Origin of the sequence: Dickeya parazeae Ech586, assembly GCF_000025065.1 — a bacterium.
GTDB classification, from domain to species: Bacteria; Pseudomonadota; Gammaproteobacteria; order Enterobacterales; family Enterobacteriaceae; genus Dickeya; species Dickeya zeae.
Genome location: NC_013592.1, coordinates 690,136 through 707,655 on the forward strand (window position 1 = coordinate 690,136; position 17,520 = coordinate 707,655).

15 protein-coding genes, 3 tRNA genes and 1 pseudogene are annotated in these 17,520 nt (G+C 54.8%); 12 read left to right on the forward strand and 7 right to left on the reverse strand.

The window, feature by feature from the left end; all coding sequences use genetic code 11:
* Positions 1–57: 57 nt before the first annotated feature.
* A pseudogene (locus DD586_RS03140) lies at positions 58–1,053 on the reverse strand (aldo/keto reductase).
* 114 nt (positions 1,054–1,167) lie between these two features.
* Here DD586_RS03140 and DD586_RS03145 point away from each other — a divergent pair.
* From DD586_RS03145 to DD586_RS03160, 4 genes are all read left to right on the forward strand, one after another.
* Positions 1,168–2,070, forward strand: a complete 903-nt coding sequence (locus tag DD586_RS03145) for a LysR family transcriptional regulator (protein WP_012883360.1) — start codon at positions 1,168–1,170, stop codon at positions 2,068–2,070.
* A 116-nt stretch (positions 2,071–2,186) separates the two neighbouring features.
* A tRNA-Leu gene (locus DD586_RS03150) sits at positions 2,187–2,272 on the forward strand.
* 32 nt (positions 2,273–2,304) lie between these two features.
* Positions 2,305–2,390: transfer RNA gene (locus tag DD586_RS03155), tRNA-Leu, on the forward strand.
* Between the two features lie 73 nt (positions 2,391–2,463).
* A tRNA-Leu gene (locus DD586_RS03160) sits at positions 2,464–2,549 on the forward strand.
* A 98-nt stretch (positions 2,550–2,647) separates the two neighbouring features.
* Here DD586_RS03160 and DD586_RS03165 read toward each other — a convergent pair.
* Together DD586_RS03165 and DD586_RS03170 are read right to left on the reverse strand one after the other, a co-directional pair.
* Positions 2,648–2,944, reverse strand: coding sequence for a DUF1435 domain-containing protein (locus DD586_RS03165; RefSeq protein WP_012883361.1), 297 nt, complete (start codon positions 2,942–2,944; stop codon positions 2,648–2,650).
* Between the two features lie 115 nt (positions 2,945–3,059).
* Positions 3,060–3,965, reverse strand: coding sequence for a LysR family transcriptional regulator (locus tag DD586_RS03170; protein WP_012883362.1), 906 nt, complete (start codon positions 3,963–3,965; stop codon positions 3,060–3,062).
* A gap of 111 nt (positions 3,966–4,076) precedes the next feature.
* On the opposite strand from DD586_RS03170, the gene budA reads away from it, so the two are divergent.
* Both budA and alsS read left to right on the forward strand, forming a co-directional pair.
* Positions 4,077–4,865 carry an acetolactate decarboxylase gene (gene budA / locus DD586_RS03175; protein ID WP_012883363.1) on the forward strand — a complete coding sequence of 263 codons (789 nt, stop codon included), beginning with the start codon at positions 4,077–4,079 and terminating at the stop codon, positions 4,863–4,865.
* Positions 4,866–4,926: 61 nt separating this feature from the next.
* Positions 4,927–6,606 carry an acetolactate synthase AlsS gene (gene alsS, locus DD586_RS03180; RefSeq protein ID WP_012883364.1) on the forward strand — a complete coding sequence of 560 codons (1,680 nt, stop codon included), beginning with the start codon at positions 4,927–4,929 and terminating at the stop codon, positions 6,604–6,606.
* 295 nt (positions 6,607–6,901) lie between these two features.
* Here alsS and fucO read toward each other — a convergent pair whose 3' ends face one another.
* Positions 6,902–8,053: a lactaldehyde reductase gene (gene fucO, locus DD586_RS03185; protein ID WP_012883365.1), complete on the reverse strand. Its 1,152-nt coding sequence runs from the start codon at positions 8,051–8,053 to the stop codon at positions 6,902–6,904.
* Positions 8,054–8,718: 665 nt separating this feature from the next.
* Here fucO and gcvT point away from each other — a divergent pair.
* The 3 genes from gcvT to gcvP all read left to right on the forward strand — a co-directional run bounded on the left by gcvT (position 8,719) and on the right by gcvP (position 13,301).
* Positions 8,719–9,819 (forward strand): glycine cleavage system aminomethyltransferase GcvT, encoded by a 1,101-nt coding sequence (gene gcvT, locus DD586_RS03190; protein ID WP_012883366.1) that lies wholly within the window; start codon positions 8,719–8,721, stop codon positions 9,817–9,819.
* 31 nt (positions 9,820–9,850) lie between these two features.
* Entirely contained in the window at positions 9,851–10,258 is a 408-nt protein-coding gene (gene gcvH, locus DD586_RS03195) for a glycine cleavage system protein GcvH (protein WP_012771094.1), read from the forward strand.
* 169 nt (positions 10,259–10,427) lie between these two features.
* The gene (gene gcvP / locus DD586_RS03200) at positions 10,428–13,301 is read left to right on the forward strand and encodes an aminomethyl-transferring glycine dehydrogenase (RefSeq protein ID WP_012883367.1); all 2,874 of its coding nucleotides are present in this window, start codon (positions 10,428–10,430) and stop codon (positions 13,299–13,301) included.
* 79 nt (positions 13,302–13,380) lie between these two features.
* Here the strand turns inward: gcvP and DD586_RS03205 are convergent, their stop codons facing one another.
* Entirely contained in the window at positions 13,381–13,989 is a 609-nt protein-coding gene (locus tag DD586_RS03205; RefSeq protein WP_012883368.1) for an HD domain-containing protein, read from the reverse strand.
* Between the two features lie 212 nt (positions 13,990–14,201).
* Here DD586_RS03205 and trhA point away from each other — a divergent pair, with 212 nt between their 5' ends.
* Positions 14,202–14,852, forward strand: a complete 651-nt coding sequence (trhA, locus tag DD586_RS03210) for a PAQR family membrane homeostasis protein TrhA (RefSeq protein WP_038913159.1) — start codon at positions 14,202–14,204, stop codon at positions 14,850–14,852.
* Positions 14,853–14,929: 77 nt separating this feature from the next.
* Here the strand turns inward: trhA and ygfZ are convergent, their stop codons facing one another.
* Positions 14,930–15,910: a tRNA-modifying protein YgfZ gene (gene ygfZ / locus DD586_RS03215; RefSeq protein WP_012883370.1), complete on the reverse strand. Its 981-nt coding sequence runs from the start codon at positions 15,908–15,910 to the stop codon at positions 14,930–14,932.
* A 308-nt stretch (positions 15,911–16,218) separates the two neighbouring features.
* Here ygfZ and sdhE point away from each other — a divergent pair, with 308 nt between their 5' ends.
* Positions 16,219–16,485: an FAD assembly factor SdhE gene (gene sdhE, locus DD586_RS03220; protein ID WP_038906203.1), complete on the forward strand. Its 267-nt coding sequence runs from the start codon at positions 16,219–16,221 to the stop codon at positions 16,483–16,485.
* Positions 16,466–16,897 carry a protein YgfX gene (locus tag DD586_RS03225; RefSeq protein ID WP_012883372.1) on the forward strand — a complete coding sequence of 144 codons (432 nt, stop codon included), beginning with the start codon at positions 16,466–16,468 and terminating at the stop codon, positions 16,895–16,897. The genes sdhE and DD586_RS03225 overlap by 20 nt, the downstream gene beginning before the upstream one ends.
* An 88-nt stretch (positions 16,898–16,985) precedes the next feature.
* Here the strand turns inward: DD586_RS03225 and fldB are convergent, their stop codons facing one another.
* Positions 16,986–17,504: a flavodoxin FldB gene (fldB, locus tag DD586_RS03230; RefSeq protein WP_012883373.1), complete on the reverse strand. Its 519-nt coding sequence runs from the start codon at positions 17,502–17,504 to the stop codon at positions 16,986–16,988.
* Positions 17,505–17,520: the final 16 nt, after the last annotated feature.

Below are 17,520 nucleotides of genomic sequence, written 5' to 3' on the forward strand. Positions count from 1 at the left end.
ATAACCCGCAATTCACTTGGAGGCCCGGCTTTCCTGCCGGGCCTCCAGGCTCGATGTTCAGGCGTTATCGATCGTCGCCATCCCTTCTCGTCCATAGCGCTCGCCAGCCGCGACGTTCGGCGGGAAGATAGCGTTAATCTCATCCAGTTCATGTGGTGTCAGAGCGATCGACTGCGCACCGATATTTTCTTCCAGATAGCGACGACGTTTGGTACCGGGGATCGGCACGATATGTTCGTCTTGCGCCATCACCCAGGCTAACGCCAATTGTGAGGGCGTGACGGCTTTTTCCTGTGCCATTTGCGTGATTTTTTCTACCAGTTGCAGATTTTTAGCGAAATTCTCATCGCTGAAGCGTGGGTTACTGCGCCGAAAATCGTCTGCGGACAGGGCATCCGGGCGCGTAATGGCACCGGTCAGGAAGCCACGCCCCAGAGGGCTATAAGGCACAAAACCGATACCCAGACGGCGACAGGTGGGGAGGATCTCTGCCTCCACATCTCGCGTCCACAAGGAGTATTCACTTTGCAACGCGGTGATAGGATGCACGCGCTGTGCTCGCTCCAGCGTGGCGGCAGACGCCTCGCTCAGGCCGATATACCGAATCTTGCCCGCTTTCACCAAATCAGCCAGCGCGCCAACGCTCTCTTCGATCGGCACGGCCGGGTCGATACGATGCTGGTAGTAGAGATCGATAACGTCAACGCCCAGACGCGTCAGGCTGCCCTCAACGGCCTGACGGATATACTCAGGTCGACCACAGACACCGCGCAGCGCCGGGTTGGCCGGATCACGCAAAATGCCAAATTTGGTAGCCAGAAATACCTGATCCCGTTTGCCCTTGATGGCTTTGCCTACCAGTATCTCATTGGTGTGGGGGCCGTACATGTCGGCGGTGTCCAGCAGGGTGACGCCTAATTCCAGCGCCCGATGCAGGGTGGCGATGGCCTAGTTTTCATCCTGACGGGTGGAATAAAAGTCACTCATCCCCATACAACCGAGGCCGAGAGCGGATACCGTTGGTCCCTGCGGGCCGAGTTTTCGCTGTTGCATGTTTATTGCTCCGTGTCGTTAACTGCGTTTGCTTAGTGTGGTTGTTTCAATCAAAAAGATAAATTCGCGGTTTTATGCAACACTGTTTGCAAAATACAAACAATGGAGCCGGGGATGGATCAGGTTCAGGCCATGCGGGTCTTCGTGCGTATCGTGGAGGCGGAGAGCTTCAGTCGGGCGGCTGAAAAGCTGGGATTGCCGCGCGCTACCGTGAGCCAGACGCTGAAACGGCTGGAAGTGCGGCTAGGCGTACGCTTGCTGCAACGCACTACACGTCAGGTGCAGGTGACGGACGAAGGCTTGTTGTACTATCAGCGTTGTGTACAACTGCTGGCGGAGCTCGACGAGACGGATGCGTTGTTTTCCCATCAGCGCCAGCAGCCCAGCGGCCGTGTGCGTATCGATATGCCGCACTCGCTGGCACGACAGGTGGTGATCCCGTCATTGCCTGCGTTTTACCGCCGCTACCCGCAGATTTCGCTGGTGCTGAGTGCCAACGACGCTGCGATTAATGTGCTGCGAGAAGGCGTAGACTGCGTATTGCGAGCCTGGCAGGTGGACGATGACTCACTGGTGGCGCGATCGTTGCCGTCGCTGCCGCAGGTCACCTGCGCTTCGGCGGCCTATTGCGCTGAGTTCGGTGTGCCTGACTCGCTGGAGGCGCTGGCGACACACCGCATGGTCGGGTATTTTTCGCTACGCACATTGCAGCGTTATCCGCTGGAATTCATGCAGCAAGGGCAGCTCGTTACCCGTACGTTGCCCAGTCTGGTCGAGATAAGCGGTGCGGATGCGTATATCGCTGCCTGTCAGGCCGGGATGGGGATTATTCAGGCCCCCCGTTATGGCCTGGAGTCGTTGCTGTCTGGCGGTGAATTGATTGAGATACTGCCGCAGTTGCCACCGCCCGATATGCCGCTGTATGTGATGTATCCGTCCGGGCGTTTTCTGGCACCGCGCATTCGGGCCGTGATCGACTGGTTGTCGCAATGCTTTCATCAGCCACCGTTTGGGTGAATGCTGGTTTTTACAGCAAACGCAGTAACGCTAAGGAAATAATGATTGACGTTGGTGCGAAAATCTCTAGAATGCGCCTCCGTGGTGGCATTATGTGACGTAATGTTGCTTGGTTTGCGAAGGTGGCGGAATTGGTAGACGCGCTAGCTTCAGGTGTTAGTGTCCTTAGGACGTGAGGGTTCAAGTCCCTCTCTTCGCACCAAACTCACCACAGATTTGTATTTCACAGTACCTGCGAAGGTGGCGGAATTGGTAGACGCGCTAGCTTCAGGTGTTAGTGTCCTCAGGACGTGAGGGTTCAAGTCCCTCTCTTCGCACCACTGGGATACAAATCAGCATCTTGTTGTATCATCGCAGTAAGCAATCTTGTAGTAAGCAATCGTAGTAAACAGTGCGAAGGTGGCGGAATTGGTAGACGCGCTAGCTTCAGGTGTTAGTGTCCTTAGGACGTGAGGGTTCAAGTCCCTCTCTTCGCACCACTCTCCTTATCTTTCTTTGGCTTCAACACAGCAATATCCATCCATAACAATATCTACTACTGTTTGTTTTCCATCATACGCCTGACCGTTAAGCTGATTCAGTGCCAATGTGGCCACCCTTTGAGCGTGAGCGACAGCGCCGCCAGGCCGCCTGCCAGCGCAATGCAGGAAGGCAGCAGCAGGTAGTGGCGCATACGCCGGTGGAACAACATTCCCACCGTGAGCAGCATGGCCAGCGCACAGATGTATTTTAAGTGCGTTTGGTTCAGTTCCGGCAGAGCCAGTAACGGCATCAACGCAGCCGGTAGCAGTACGCCCCAGGCGCTGGACAGACGTTTACCAAAATACCAGCTTATTCCCCACAGCCCGCACGCCGCGATCATGGCAGTCAGCATGGTGGTTTCTCTTGTTGATAATGATAACTAATATCATATATCAGATTTTCCGCTATACAACCGATGCCGTGTGATTTTTCTATGACCTGCCGTTTGGCGACGGCAGGTGGTGAAGTCAGGCAGATTCAGGCGCGGCACGCAGATAGTCGCGTACCAGCTGTAACATGTTGAGTAGCGTGGCACTGCGGTCATGTTTACGCCAGATAACGGCAATCTGCGTGGTGAGGTTGGGGGTGTTGGTATCGTGGTAGGTCACATTACCGGTCTGGATGCTGGTCATCGATTCAGGGACAAAAGTCACGCCAAAGCCGGATGCCACCATACTGATGGTGGCGGTGAGGTGTGGCGCCAGCGGGTTGATTTTGGGCTGATAACCCGACAGGTAGCAGGCCCGGACAATCAGGTCGTGCAGGCTGGGGCAGAGTTCACGCGGGAAAATAATCAGCGGTTCATTCTGCAACTGCCCAAGATTGATTCGCGTTTGATCGCTAAATGGGTGGTTTTCCGGCAGCACCAGACGCATTGGCTCGTTAGCCAGCAGTTCACCTTCAAACTCTTCGCCGATGTTGTCTGGCAGGCGTACAAACGCGATATCGATGGTGCGGCTACGCAGGCTCTCCAGAATTTCATGGATGTGCTCTTCCCGCGGTTGTAACCGTATTTTGGGGTAGTGTTGTCGATAGCGGCGCAGCAGTGTCAGTACCGCTGGGTGAAAGGTCACGGCGCAGGAAAAGCCGACATTGATAACGCCGCTCTCGCCACGAGCGATGCTGCGTACCCTTTCTACGGCGGCATCGGTCAGTTCAAGAATATGGTTGGCGTCTTGATACAGCGCTTCGCCCGCTTCCGTCATCTCCACGCCACGGGTTAGCCGCTTGAACAGCGGTGTGCCGATTTCTCGCTCAAGCTTTTGAATCTGCTGACTTAATGGCGGTTGTGATATGCCAAGGCTTTCCGCTGCACGGGTGAAATGCCGGGTTGAGGCCACTGCGACAAAATAGCGCAGATAACGTAATTCCATATATTTTCGATCTCCAATTGGCCACTTCTCTGTATTGGAACTTTGGTGTGACGACGGTCAATATTCAAGTGAAAGGTTAAATAAATTTAAGTTGATCACCGTCGGAAGGGAATGGATATGAAAGATGTTAACTGTGTCGACCCCTGTGTCAGGGAACTGGCCAGCTTTGCACTTCATCATCAGGAACAGCATCCAGAGTGCGTTATTTATCAGACCTCATTAATGAGCGGCCTTATTAATGGGGTTTACGAAGGCCACACCACCATGGAGGAGCTGCTTAAACATGGCGATTTTGGATTAGGAACGTTTAACGATCTTGATGGTGAACTGGTGGCGCTCAATAGCCGCATCTTTCAGCTTCGTGAAGACGGTAGCGCACGTGCGGCGTTGCCGTACCAGAAAACCCCCTTCGCGGTAATGACCTTTTTCCGGCCGACGGAACAAATTCATTTCGGACAGACCATCGGCCGCGAAGCGATTCATCAGCGCATTAATGAATTGATTGCAACAGATAATCTGTTTTGTGCCCTGCGGATAGATGGCCGTTTTAGCCATGCAGAAACCCGTACGGTACCCCGCCAGGAACGACCTTATAAACCGATGCTGGAAGCGATTGCCCAACAACCGACGTTTCGTTTCGAAGACTGTCAGGGCAGCGTAATCGGTTTCCGTAGTCCTGCCTATGTTCAGGGGATTAATGTGGCTGGTTATCATGAGCATTTCATCACCGACGATCGCAAAGGTGGTGGACATCTCCTTGATTATCAATTGGAAGAAGGCGTGTTGACCTTTGGCTCCATCGCCAGGCTGGTTATCGACCTTCCCCGTGACCGGGATTTCCTGAAAGCCAATTTATCCCCTGACGATCTCGATAGCGTCATTCACTCCGTAGAGAGCTGAGACATCGGGTAGGTGTAGGTACTGAAAGCACAAGCACACTGTTATGCAGAGGATAAACATTATGGAAAATATGGATGGTCAACAGCACTGGACGAGCGGTGCGGAGTTGATCGTAAAACATCTTGAGCAACAAGGCGTCAACTATGTCTTCGGCATTCCTGGTGCAAAAGTCGATCGCGTGTTTGATTCACTGGTGGATTCACCCATTCAGACCATTCCCGTCAGGCATGAAGCCAACGGCGCGTTTATGGCGGCGGCTGTCGGTCGCCTGACCGGTAAAGCCGGTGTCACGCTGGTGACATCGGGGCCTGGCTGTTCGAATCTGGTGACCGGGCTGGCTACCGCGACGGCGGAAGGCGACCCGCTGGTAGCGCTGGGGGGCGCGGTCAAACGCGCCGACCGTCTGAAGCTGACCCATCAGAGCCTGGATACCGTCAGCCTGTTTCAGCCCGTGACCAAATACAGTGCTGAAATCACCGTGTCGTCGGCGATTTCAGAAGTGATGGCTAACGCCTTTCGCGCCGCTGAATTCGGGCGGCCGGGCGCGGCGTTCATCAGCCTGCCGGAAGATATTGTCAATGAACCGGTAGACAGCCCGATTCTGGCCCGAACCACGCTGCCAACGCTCAACAGCGCGCCGCGTGCGGATGTTGAGCGAGTGGCTGGGCTGATAAAGCAAGCCAAAAATCCGATCCTGTTGCTGGGGCTGATGGCCAGTCAACCGAAGAACGCCGAAGCGCTGCGCCGCCTGCTGCATCACAGCCGCCTGCCGGTCACCAGTACCTATCAGGCGGCTGGGGTGATCGACCAACAGCACTTTGACCATTTTGCCGGGCGGGTTGGGCTGTTTAATAATCAGGCTGGCGACAAGCTGTTACAGCAGGCCGATCTTATCGTGACGGTGGGATACAGCCCGGTGGAGTATGCCCCGGCACTGTGGAACACCGGTAAGGCCACGCTGGTGCACATTGATGTGCTGCCGGCTGAAGTGGAGAGCGCCTATCGCCCGGATGTGGAGTTGGTAGGCGACATTAGCATCACCATCGATATGCTCAATGAGCAACTGACCTCGCCGATTGTGTTGTCATCCCAGGCGCAGGCGATTCTGGAAGAACGTAGCCAGTTGCGTCATCAACTGGCGACCCGCGCGATTAACATGGACGGCTTTGCCATTCACCCGCTTCGGCTGGTGCGGGTCATGCAGGATCTGGTCAATAAAGATGTGACCTTGTGTGTGGACATGGGCAGCTTCCATATCTGGCTGGCGCGCTATCTTTATAGCTTCCGCGCCCGTCAGGTGTTGATGACAAATGGACAGCAAACCATGGGGGTGGCATTGCCGTGGGCGATTGCCGCCGCGTTGGTCAATCCCGGTCAGAAGGTGGTGTCAGTCTCGGGGGATGGCGGTTTCATGCAATCCAGTATGGAGCTGGAAACGGCGGTACGGCTGAAATCCAACATCCTGCATATTATTTGGGTGGATAACGCCTACAACATGGTGGAAATTCAGGAAGAGAAAAAGTATCACCGTGCTTCAGGTGTCAAGTTCGGGCCCATCGATTTCAAAGCCTATGCGGAAGCCTTCGGTGCTAAAGGGTTTGCCGTGGAATCGGCGGCTGAACTGGTGCCGAAACTCTGGCAGGCGATGGACGTGGATGGCCCGGCGGTTATCGCCATTCCGGTGGATTATTCCGACAACCATTACCTGATGGAGAACGTCAACATCAGTCACCTGATTTAAGACGTCGTGTCGTCAGTGGTTCAGGCTCTTTCATCCTACCTGCTGCAGGATTTGCAGCCTTTTTGAGTGTAATTCGCTCATGATGCTCCACGCGTCCTGAAGCCCCGAGATAGGGGGCTTCGTGTCCCCCACCGTGTTCCATGTTCCACGCGGTGGGGACGCTGCCGATAGTGGCAGGACGCGCATTTTTTCGCTCGCTCCTCTATATCATGCCCTGTCGCTTTACCAACGAACCGGTTATCACCTTCCTGGGTGAGCAGTCAGTTCAGTGGATAAGTCGGCAGTCGATACGCTTTCAGTAGATAGACTGATATAACGCTTCAATGTCCTTCACTGTGGCTGGCCGCGGGTTGCCGCCGGTACACACATCATCAAACGCGGCCTGCGCCAGCGCAGGGATATCCTGTTCTTTGACGCCGACCTGGCGCAATTGCGCCGGAATATCCACGTCCTGCGCCAGTTGCCGTACCGCCTGAATTGCGGCTTCTCGCGCCTGAGGCAGTGGCATGCTGTCTGCTCCGGGTACGCCCATCGCTACCGCGATGGCACGGAATTTCTCACCGGTGTATGGCGCATTCCAGGCCATCACGTGGGGCAGCAGAATGGCGTTGGCGACGCCATGCGGGGTGTCATAAAACGCGCCCAGCGGGTGCGCCATGCCGTGTACCAGCCCCAGACCAACGTTGGAAAATCCCATCCCGGCTATGTATTGTCCTAATGCCATGTCTTCCACGCCTTGCAGTTTCCCCGCGACGGAATCACGCAGCGAACGGCTGATGATTTCGATGGCTTTCAGGTGGAGCATGTCGGTTAACTCCCATGCACCCTGGGTGGTAAACCCTTCGATGGCGTGGGTCAGTGCGTCGATGCCAGTGGCCGCTTTGAGCGAAGCAGGCATACTGCTCATCATGTCTGCATCGATAAACGACACAATCGGGATATCGTGTGGGTCGACGCAGACGAACTTACGCCGTTTCTCCTCATCGGTGATGACATAGTTAATGGTCACTTCAGCGGCGGTGCCCGAGGTAGTGGGAATGGCGAAGATCGGTACGCTGGGTTTGCGGGTCGCGGCTACCCCTTCCAGACTGCGCACATCGGCAAATTCCGGGTTATTAATGATAATACCGATGGCTTTACAGGTATCCTGCGGGGAACCGCCGCCAATGGCTATCAGATAATCCGCACCTGATGCCTGAAAGCGCTCAACCCCGTGACGGACAACGGCGATGGTTGGATTGGGAATCACGTCATCGTAAAGGTCATAAGGCAGGCCGACTTTATCCAGCAATGCGGTGACTTTGCCGGTTACACCGTACTTCACCAGTTCCTTATCCGTGACCACCAGCGCTTTACGAAAACCGCGCCGCTGCACTTCTTCAGTCAGATGGCGGATAGCGCCGCTGCCAAAGTAGGATGTTTCATTCAAAATCATTCTTTGCGTCACAATGAACTCTCCTTAATGTGTTGATTTTTTTAATCGTTGTGGCTGACCAGCTCTCTTTCTTCGCCGTCTGCTGGCCGTCGGTAAGGGTTAATAATTAATCTAGTTCTGTCTGCTGAGCCTGGAGACGAAAGCTCACGTTCGATTGATGAAAATCAAACCTTTACCGGATGGAGAGCCTGCCGATGCAGTCAGTGTGAAACCAGGTGAGGTGGGTTGCCTTCTCGCGGTTGCCAGTCGCTGCACCACGTTGTCGTTGAGGGGAAGATGTCCACGATGGCGATCACAAAATCAGCCTATGCAGGTGATGGGGAAGGGTGTTCTGGTTACCTGAAATAATCTAATTTTAGGGGTTTTTCGCATTACTTTATCTAATTCATATGGCGAATTCTGATTCTGATATCACACCATGAAACCATTTTTTAATAATGCTTTTAGCCAATTTTATTTTTATTTTTGGATTTTAATTTCAATTAATTAAAAATTAATGAATTTATATTCTTTTGATCTGTTTTGTTGATTGGCTGAGATTCTGTCTTTTTATATAGATAAACTTATGGTTATGGGAGTGGTGGAACGCGCGCTTCGGTGGTAAGTTCAGGTGCAGGATAAACGTTTGCGTCGTGAGGTCTGGCGTCACAACGCACGGCTAACGTAGAGAGAAAAGAATGGCAAACCACACCCCGTTGTATGAACAGCATCTGGCCGATGGCGCCAAAATGGTGGATTTTCATGGCTGGATGATGCCGCTGCATTACGGCTCCCAACTGGATGAACATCACATCGTACGCAGCAGTGCCGGCATGTTTGATGTGTCGCACATGACTATCGTGGATTTGCGTGGTGCCCGTGTCCGCGAATTTTTGCGTTACCTGTTGGCGAATGACGTTGCCAAACTGACCCAGCCCGGCAAGGCGCTCTATACCGCGATGCTGACGCCCTCTGCTGGCGTGATCGACGATTTAATCGTGTATTTCCAGACCGAAGACTATTTCCGGCTGGTGGTGAACTCCGCCACGCGCGAGAAAGATTTGGCCTGGATTACCGAGCATGCCGCTTCCTTCCATGTTGCGATTACCGAACGCGAAGACCTGTCGCTGATTGCGGTGCAAGGGCCGCAGGCACAGGAGAAAGTGCGTAGCCTGCTCAGTGATGCACAGCGTGACATCATTGCGGGCATTAAGCCTTTCTTTGGTTTGCAGGCGGGCGACCTTTTTATCGCCACCACTGGCTATACTGGCGAAGCAGGCTATGAAATTGCGTTGCCGCAGGAACAGGCCGTCAACTTCTGGCAACAATTGCTGGCTGTTGGCGTAAAACCCTGTGGGCTGGGCGCACGTGACACGTTGCGTCTGGAAGCGGGCATGAACCTGTACGGTCAGGATATGGATGAAACCATCTCTCCACTGGCGGCCAACATGGGCTGGACTATTGCCTGGCAGCCGGACGATCGTCAGTTTATCGGCCGTGAGGCGCTTGAACGTCAGCGTTCTGAAGGCACTGAACAGTTGGTCGGTTTGGTGATGACGGAAAAAGGCGTGCTGCGTCACGGTCAACCCGTTCGCTTTACCGATAATCATGGCGTGATGCAGGAAGGGGTGATCACCAGTGGGTCGTTTTCGCCTACGCTGGGCGTCAGCATTGCGCTGGCCCGTGTGCCCGCCGGTATCGGCGAGCAGGCAATCGTGCAGATTCGCAATCGTGAGATGCCGGTGCACGTGACCAAACCGAATTTCGTCCGTGCAGGCAAAGCGCTGGTTCAGTTTTAATTTTTGGCATTAATGGAAGGAGAAGGTGGCAATGAGCAATGTTCCGGCAGAACTGAAATATACCTCATCCCATGAGTGGGTGATGGCGGAAGGCAATGGCGTTTACAGCGTAGGTATCACCGAGCATGCCCAGGAATTGCTGGGTGATATGGTGTTTGTCGATCTGCCGGAAGTCGGCAGTACGGTGAATGCTGGCGACGACTGCGCGGTCGCAGAATCCGTCAAGGCCGCGTCGGATATCTACGCGCCGATCAGCGGTGAAATCGTGGAAATCAACGAAGAGCTGGAAGGCGCGCCAGAATTAGTGAACAGCGCGCCTTACGCTGAAGGCTGGTTGTTCCGCATCAAAGCCTCTGACGAAGCCGAACTGAACGAATTGCTTGATGCCGCTGGCTATCAGGCACTGCTGGAAGAAGAAGACAGCGACGAAGAAGAATAAGCCTGACGCCCCGTTTGCTTCCCGCAACGGGGCGTTGTTATGGTCCGCCTGGTTTTGCGATTGGTTTGTTTTGTGAATGGTTTGCTTGTTTTTCTGAATGATTTGCTTGTTTTATGAATTAGTTAATTGCGCTGCACATCACTGTGCCAAATGCAGGAAATTCCCCCACATGACCCAGACTCTCAGTCAACTCGAACACGGCAGTGCGTTCACCGAGCGCCACATCGGCCCGTCAGCGACTCAGCAACAGCAGATGCTGGCCGCCATTGGCGCAGATTCGCTGGACGAACTCATCCGTCACATCGTACCTGCTGATATCCAGTTACCGCAGCCGCCAGCGGTGGGCGACGCCGCCACCGAGCATCAGGCACTGGCTGAACTCAAAGCTATCGCCAGCCGCAACCAGCGTTATAAGAGCTATATCGGCATGGGGTATCACGCCGTGCTGACGCCGCCGGTGATTTTGCGCAACGTACTGGAAAACCCAGGTTGGTATACCGCGTATACGCCGTACCAGCCGGAGGTATCGCAGGGGCGTCTGGAAGCGTTGTTGAATTTCCAGCAATTGACACAGGACCTGACCGGGCTGGAACTGGCTTCCGCCTCGTTACTGGATGAAGCGACCGCCGCCGCTGAAGCGATGGCGATGGCTAAACGCGTTAGCAAGCTCAAGCAGGCCAATCGTTTCTTTGTCGCCGACGATGTACATCCACAGACGCTGGATGTGGTGCGTACCCGTGCTCAGACCTTTGGTTTTGAGATAGTGACCGGCAACGCCGCTGACGCGGTGAAATACGACGACGTGTTCGGCGTGTTGTTGCAACAGACAGGCACCACCGGCGAGTTGCACGACTATCGCGCGTTGATGATCGAGTTGAAAGAGCGGAAAGTCATCATCAGTGTGGTGTCGGACCTCATGGCGCTGGTGCTGCTGGTGGCACCCGGCAAACAGGGCGCGGACATGGTGTTGGGCTCTGCCCAACGTTTTGGCGTGCCGATGGGGTACGGCGGTCCGCACGCGGCATTTTTCGCCTGTCGTGATGAATACAAGCGCGCTATGCCAGGCCGTATCATCGGTGTTTCCCGCGATGCGGCCGGTAACACCGCGCTGCGTATGGCGATGCAGACCCGCGAACAACATATCCGCCGGGAAAAAGCCAACTCCAATATCTGTACCTCTCAGGTGCTGCTGGCCAACATTGCCGGGATGTATGCGGTGTATCACGGTCCGCAGGGGCTGAAACGCATTGCCGGGCGTATCCACCGTTTGACGGATATTTTGGCCGCCGGTCTGACGGCGCACGGTCTGACGCTGCGTCATCAACACTGGTTCGATACCCTGACCGTCGACGTCGCGGATAAAGCGGCCGTACTGGGGCGTGCGGTGAGCGCCGGTATCAACCTGCGCGCCGATCTGGATGGCGCGGTTGGCATCGCATTGGATGAAACCACCGGTCGTGATGACGTTCTGGCGCTGTTCGCTGTCTTGCTGGGTGACGCGCATGGTCTGGACATCGATACGCTGGATGCGGCGGTCAGCGGGCAGTCGGCGTCGATACCCCCAGCCTTGTTGCGCAGTGACGACATCCTGACTCACCCGGTGTTCAATCAATACCACAGCGAAACCGAGATGATGCGTTATCTGCATCGTCTGGAAAGCAAGGATTTGGCGCTGAATCAGGCGATGATCCCGCTCGGTTCCTGCACCATGAAACTCAACGCGGTGGCAGAAATGCTGCCGATCACCTGGCCGGAATTTGCTGAGCTGCACCCATTCTGCCCCACTGAACAGGCGCTGGGGTATCGTCAGTTGATCACGCAGTTGTCTGAGTGGTTGGTGCAACTGACCGGCTATGACGCAGTGTGCATGCAGCCCAACTCCGGTGCACAGGGCGAATACGCCGGTTTGCTGGCTATCCGTCGTTATCACGAAAGCCGTAACGAAGGCGAACGTACCCTGTGTCTGATCCCGAGTTCCGCCCACGGCACCAACCCGGCTTCCGCACAGATGGCGGGGATGCAGGTGGTGGTGGTGGCCTGTGACAAACAGGGGAACATCGACCTGCACGACCTGCGGGAAAAAGCACAGCAGGCGGGGGATAAGCTCTCCTGCATCATGGTGACGTACCCGTCTACCCACGGCGTGTATGAAGAAACCATCCGTGAAGTGTGCCAGATTGTCCACCAGTACGGCGGTCAGGTGTATCTGGATGGTGCCAACATGAATGCGCAGGTGGGGATTACCTCGCCGGGTTACATCGGCGCGGACGTGTCGCATCTTAACCTGCACAAGACCTTCTGCATTCCCCACGGTGGTGGCGGCCCGGGCATGGGCCCTATCGGCGTGAAAGCGCATCTGGCACCGTTTGTGCCGGGCCATCAGGTGGTGGAAATGGACGGCGTGCTGACCCGCCAGGGGGCGGTTTCCGCTGCGCCGTTTGGCAGCGCGTCTATCCTGCCGATCAGCTGGATGTATATCCGCATGATGGGTGCACAGGGGCTGAAGCAGGCCAGCCAGATGGCGATTTTGAACGCTAACTATGTGGCGACGCGCCTGAAAGATGCCTACCCGGTGTTGTACACCGGCCGTGATGGTCGCGTAGCGCACGAGTGTATTCTGGACATTCGGCCGCTGAAAGACAGCACCGGTATCAGTGAGATGGATATCGCCAAGCGTTTGATTGACTATGGATTCCATGCGCCGACCATGTCGTTCCCGGTCGCGGGTACGCTGATGATCGAACCGACCGAGTCAGAAAGCAAAGTGGAACTGGACCGTTTCATCGACGCAATGCTGGCGATCCGTGCTGAGGTGGACCGTGTTGCCGCCGGTGAATGGCCGCATGACGATAATCCGCTGGTGAACGCACCGCATACCCAGACCGAACTGGCGGCTGACTGGTCACATCCGTACAGCCGTGAACTGGCGGTATTCCCTGCCGGGCAGACCCACAAGTACTGGCCTGCGGTAAAACGTCTGGATGACGTCTACGGTGACCGTAACCTGTTCTGCTCCTGCGTGCCGATGAGCGAGTACCAGTAAACGCAACGCTTGTTGTGAATAACCGGGGGGCGTGAGCCTCCCGTTTTTCTTTGCGCCGGTCCTTGATGATCGCGGCAGATTACTTCAGCCAGCCTTTCGCCTGCGCGCCTTCCAGATGCTGCTTCAGATAGCCCCACAGCGCCGGATTAATATCCTGGATAAAATCGTTACGGCTCAGCACCTGCTCCAGCCGAATGCCGTGTTCTACCCAGCTTTGGCCACCGTTGTGCAGGTTCATTAGTACTGGCATAACGCGGTCGATCATCAAGGCGAAGCGTGCTTCCGCACTGTCACCGGCTTCGTATTCATGCCAGAGCGCCAGAAACTGGTCATGCTGTGGTTGCGGTAGCAGACCAAAAATACGTGTGGCGGCCGCCTGTTCCTGCTGCTGAATAGCTTCGCGGGCTTTGAGGTCGTAAACCAGTACGTCACCGGCATCAATTTCCACGATGTCGTGAATCAACGCCATTTTGAGTACGCGAGTGAGATCGATAGTGTCATCGGCATACGGCGCCAGGCTCATCACGGCGACGGCAAAATGCCAACTGTGTTCTGCGGAGTCTTCCTGACGGTCAGTGCCGATTACCTTGGAACGGCGCTGAACACTCTTGAGTTTGTCGATTTCCATCAGAAATCTGACGACATCGGTCATGGGGCCGAAATCCAGTACGGGTAAAGCAGACGACATCCGTTAACCTCCTGTAATAAAGAGAGGTCATTGTAGGAGATATGGGGGGAGATGAACATGCAAGAATATCCCTCCGATGCAACGGATTTTTATTTTAGCGTACAGGTGTACACTGGAATTGTTCTCAGTTAATCTGCTCAAAACTTGCTCGGTGCGACAGTCTGTGGGTCGCAGTTACACAGAGTGAGGTAGGTATGGGACAAGAGGTTGGCATGAAGAAAAATGTGGGGGAACCCGGGTATACGCTGGCAGAAGAAATCGCCAACAGCATTAGCCATGGAATCGGTTGTGTGTTTGGGATAGTCGGACTGGTGTTGCTACTGGTACAGGCAGTGAACAACGGTGCCACGTCTTTGGCCATTACCAGCTATAGTCTGTATGGCGGTAGCCTTATCTTATTGTTTCTTGCATCCACGCTGTATCACGCCATTCCGCATCAACGCGCAAAACGCTGGCTGAAGATATTTGACCATTGCGCTATCTATCTGCTGATTGCCGGAACCTATACCCCGTTTCTGTTGGTGGGGCTGGATTCACCGCTGGCGCGAGGATTGATGATCGCCATCTGGAGTCTGGCGCTGCTGGGCGTCATTTTCAAACTGGCGTTTGCACACCGCTTCGAAGTGTTGTCACTGATTACTTATCTGGTGATGGGATGGCTATCGCTGATTGTGGTGTACCAACTGGCGATGAAGCTGTCCATTGGCGGTGTGACGCTGCTGGCGATAGGGGGAGCGATATATACGCTGGGCGTGGTGTTTTATGTCTGTAAGCGGATTCCGTTTAATCACGCTATCTGGCATGGGTTTGTGTTGGGCGGCAGCGTATGCCATTTTCTGGCCATTTACCTGTATGTGGGGTAACGGCGCGGGTGAGTACGGTGAGTTGAAGTTGATAACCTCAGGGAGCGGTGGCTCCCTGAGGTTTTTTACCGCATAGGTTATTCTGCGAGAGAATAGGGCAGCGGCTGAATCGCAAGCTGGCTGCTGTTATCGTCGCGAACCCGCAGTACGCTGTCTGCGTCCAGATCGTTATTTAATACTGCCTGAACCCACAGCGTGCCGTCATGTAACCGGCTGCTCGCCAGTACAGTACCGGTGCGGCGCCAGTTATCACCCAGTTTCAGCTCCAGCTCATCGCCCACGGCAGGTGTCTGTGCGCCAGAGCCTGCCAGCCAGTACAGTGCACGTTTATTGGCACCACGGTATTTGGCACGGGCGACCATTTCCTGACCGGCATAGCACCCTTTGGTGAAGCTAATGCCTTGTAGCGCTTGTAAATTGGTGGCTTGTGGAATGAACTGCGCACTATTGGCGCTGTCAATGACGGGGCGGCCCGCTTCTATCTCCAGCGCCAGCCACTGGCGGCTATCATTGCGTGTAATCTGTGCTTGCAGTGCGTCGATAACAACAGCGGCACGTTGTGCATCCAGCACCAGCACGAAACGCTCGGCAGGCTGTGACAGGTGTACCAGCGTTGCGCCGGGGTGGTGTACGACGGCGTTATCGGTATCGGGCAGGGTATCAAACAGCGCCGCCAGATGATGACGGATGTTGTCACCAGCGGCACCCAGTAATACCACGCTGTCGTCAGCCGTAAGGGTGGTTTTGGAGAACACCGCGTATTTTTTCAGCTCTGCCAGTTGAGAATCGCGTACACTACGGCGCTCCAGATAAGCCAGTCCATCGCCATAATGGAACAGGTGTACCGTGCTCCACATTTTTCCTTTGGCGTCACAGTGAGCACACAGTACCTGCTCACCGGCCTGTAACGCATTAACGTCGGCCGTGAGTTGCCCCTGAAGGTATTTGACGGTGTCTGGTCCGGCGAGGGTGACAAGCGCCCAGTCGTCCAGCGACATCAGGGTGGCGGGGAGTTGAGCAGAAGAAAACAGCGGTTGTTCGGTAAACGGATGAGCCATATTACAATCCTGCGATGCGTAATGTCAGCGAATCATCCAATGGTAAAAGAGCGACAACGGTTTGCAAGCAGTTTAGGCTGTGTTCTGCCATTCGGTAGTGATGGGTGAGTCTGGCGGCAGGGAACAGCAAAATGGCGCGAATCGTGCGATACGCAAAGTATCGGCAAAATAGTACAGGCGCTGATACGCGAAAATATGTCAAAGTGTTACTATTGGTTGAAGGGCATCAGGTAGAATAACTGTACACTGGCGGTCATTATCGACCCGCACGGATAACCAGACAGAACAGAGAAGTAGGCGACATGAACATGGACATCAATAACAAAGCACGTATTCACTGGGCGTGCAGGCGTGGAATGCGCGAACTGGACATCTCCATCATGCCGTTTTTCGAGCATGAGTACGATACGCTGAGCGACGACGACAAGCAGCAGTTTATTCGCCTGCTGCAGTGTGATGATCCCGACCTGTTTAATTGGTTGATGAACCACGGCGAGCCGGTTGATCCTGGTTTGAAGCGGATGGTTTCCCTTATTCAGACGCGAAATAAAGATCGTGGCCCAGTGGCAATGTGATTTACGCGTATCCTGGCGTATGCAGTTGTTTTCGCTGCTAACGCACGGATTTCTGATGCTGATGATCCTGCTGGCTCCCTGGCCGGACGGCTACGCGCCGCTGTGGCTCGGGTTAGTGACGCTGGTCGTGTTTGACTTTGTGCGTAGCCAGCGAAGCATCAAATCGCGCCAGGGTGAAATTTCCCTGCGTGGCGATAACCAACTGCACTGGCAGCAACGTGACTGGCAGATTGTCCGGCGACCGTGGTTCATGCGCAATGGCGTATTATTATCGCTACGAGCGGTGGATGGTAAAGGGCAACAGCGTTTGTGGCTGGCGTCAGACAGTATGGGGAGTGAGGAATGGCGGCTGTTACGTCAACAGTTGCAGCAGCCTGCGCTGCATGGAACGGAATCTTCCCGCCATCATTAACGGGCGAACGGTATTCGTGCGATTCAGGCGTGCCAGACACGCCTGAATGCCCATCTGGCCTGATGTCATCAAATAACGCGACAGCGTGTCAAAGTAACGCGGCCATTTCCAGCAGGATTTGTTCGCACCATTGCTGAAGACGATCATCGCTCATGTCGTACTGGTTTACCTCATCCAGCGCCAGGCCAACAAAGTGCTTACCGTCTTCGGTGACGGGTTTGGGGCTGGTGAAATCGTAACCCGCCGTTGGCCAGTAGCCAATGAAGCGCACGCCCAGCGGTTTGATCTGGTCATGCAACATGCCGAGCGCATCCAAAAACCATTCGCCATACCCTAACTGGTCACCCATACCGTAGAGCGCGACAGTTTTTCCATTCAGATTCAATGTTGGCAATTGCGCCCAGATGGCTTCCCAGTCTTCCTGTATCTCACCAAAGTCCCAGGTGGGGATGCCAAGGATCAGCATCTCGTAGTTTTCCATCTCCTGCGGCGCAACGTCTTTCACGTTATGCAGGTCAACCAGTTCCTCACCCAGAATGTCGCGGATTTTCTCTGCTGCCATTTCGGTGTAGCAGGTGCTGGTGCCGTAAAAAAGTCCTATCTTCATAAGTTGTCTGATCGTG

What these genes read in the sequence shown, in the direction of transcription:
- sdhE (WP_038906203.1), top strand. Translation starts at nt 16,219, where the DNA reads ATGGACATCAATAACAAAGCACGTATTCACTGGGCGTGCAGGCGTGGA.
- alsS (WP_012883364.1), top strand. Translation starts at nt 4,927, where the DNA reads ATGGAAAATATGGATGGTCAACAGCACTGGACGAGCGGTGCGGAGTTG.
- trhA (WP_038913159.1), top strand. Translation starts at nt 14,202, where the DNA reads ATGAAGAAAAATGTGGGGGAACCCGGGTATACGCTGGCAGAAGAAATC.
- DD586_RS03170 (WP_012883362.1), bottom strand. Translation starts at nt 3,965, where the DNA reads ATGGAATTACGTTATCTGCGCTATTTTGTCGCAGTGGCCTCAACCCGG.
- gcvH (WP_012771094.1), top strand. Translation starts at nt 9,851, where the DNA reads ATGAGCAATGTTCCGGCAGAACTGAAATATACCTCATCCCATGAGTGG.
- DD586_RS03145 (WP_012883360.1), top strand. Translation starts at nt 1,168, where the DNA reads ATGGATCAGGTTCAGGCCATGCGGGTCTTCGTGCGTATCGTGGAGGCG.
- ygfZ (WP_012883370.1), bottom strand. Translation starts at nt 15,910, where the DNA reads ATGGCTCATCCGTTTACCGAACAACCGCTGTTTTCTTCTGCTCAACTC.
- budA (WP_012883363.1), top strand. Translation starts at nt 4,077, where the DNA reads ATGGATATGAAAGATGTTAACTGTGTCGACCCCTGTGTCAGGGAACTG.
- DD586_RS03165 (WP_012883361.1), bottom strand. Translation starts at nt 2,944, where the DNA reads ATGCTGACTGCCATGATCGCGGCGTGCGGGCTGTGGGGAATAAGCTGG.
- fldB (WP_012883373.1), bottom strand. Translation starts at nt 17,504, where the DNA reads ATGAAGATAGGACTTTTTTACGGCACCAGCACCTGCTACACCGAAATG.
- gcvP (WP_012883367.1), top strand. Translation starts at nt 10,428, where the DNA reads ATGACCCAGACTCTCAGTCAACTCGAACACGGCAGTGCGTTCACCGAG.
- gcvT (WP_012883366.1), top strand. Translation starts at nt 8,719, where the DNA reads ATGGCAAACCACACCCCGTTGTATGAACAGCATCTGGCCGATGGCGCC.
- DD586_RS03205 (WP_012883368.1), bottom strand. Translation starts at nt 13,989, where the DNA reads ATGTCGTCTGCTTTACCCGTACTGGATTTCGGCCCCATGACCGATGTC.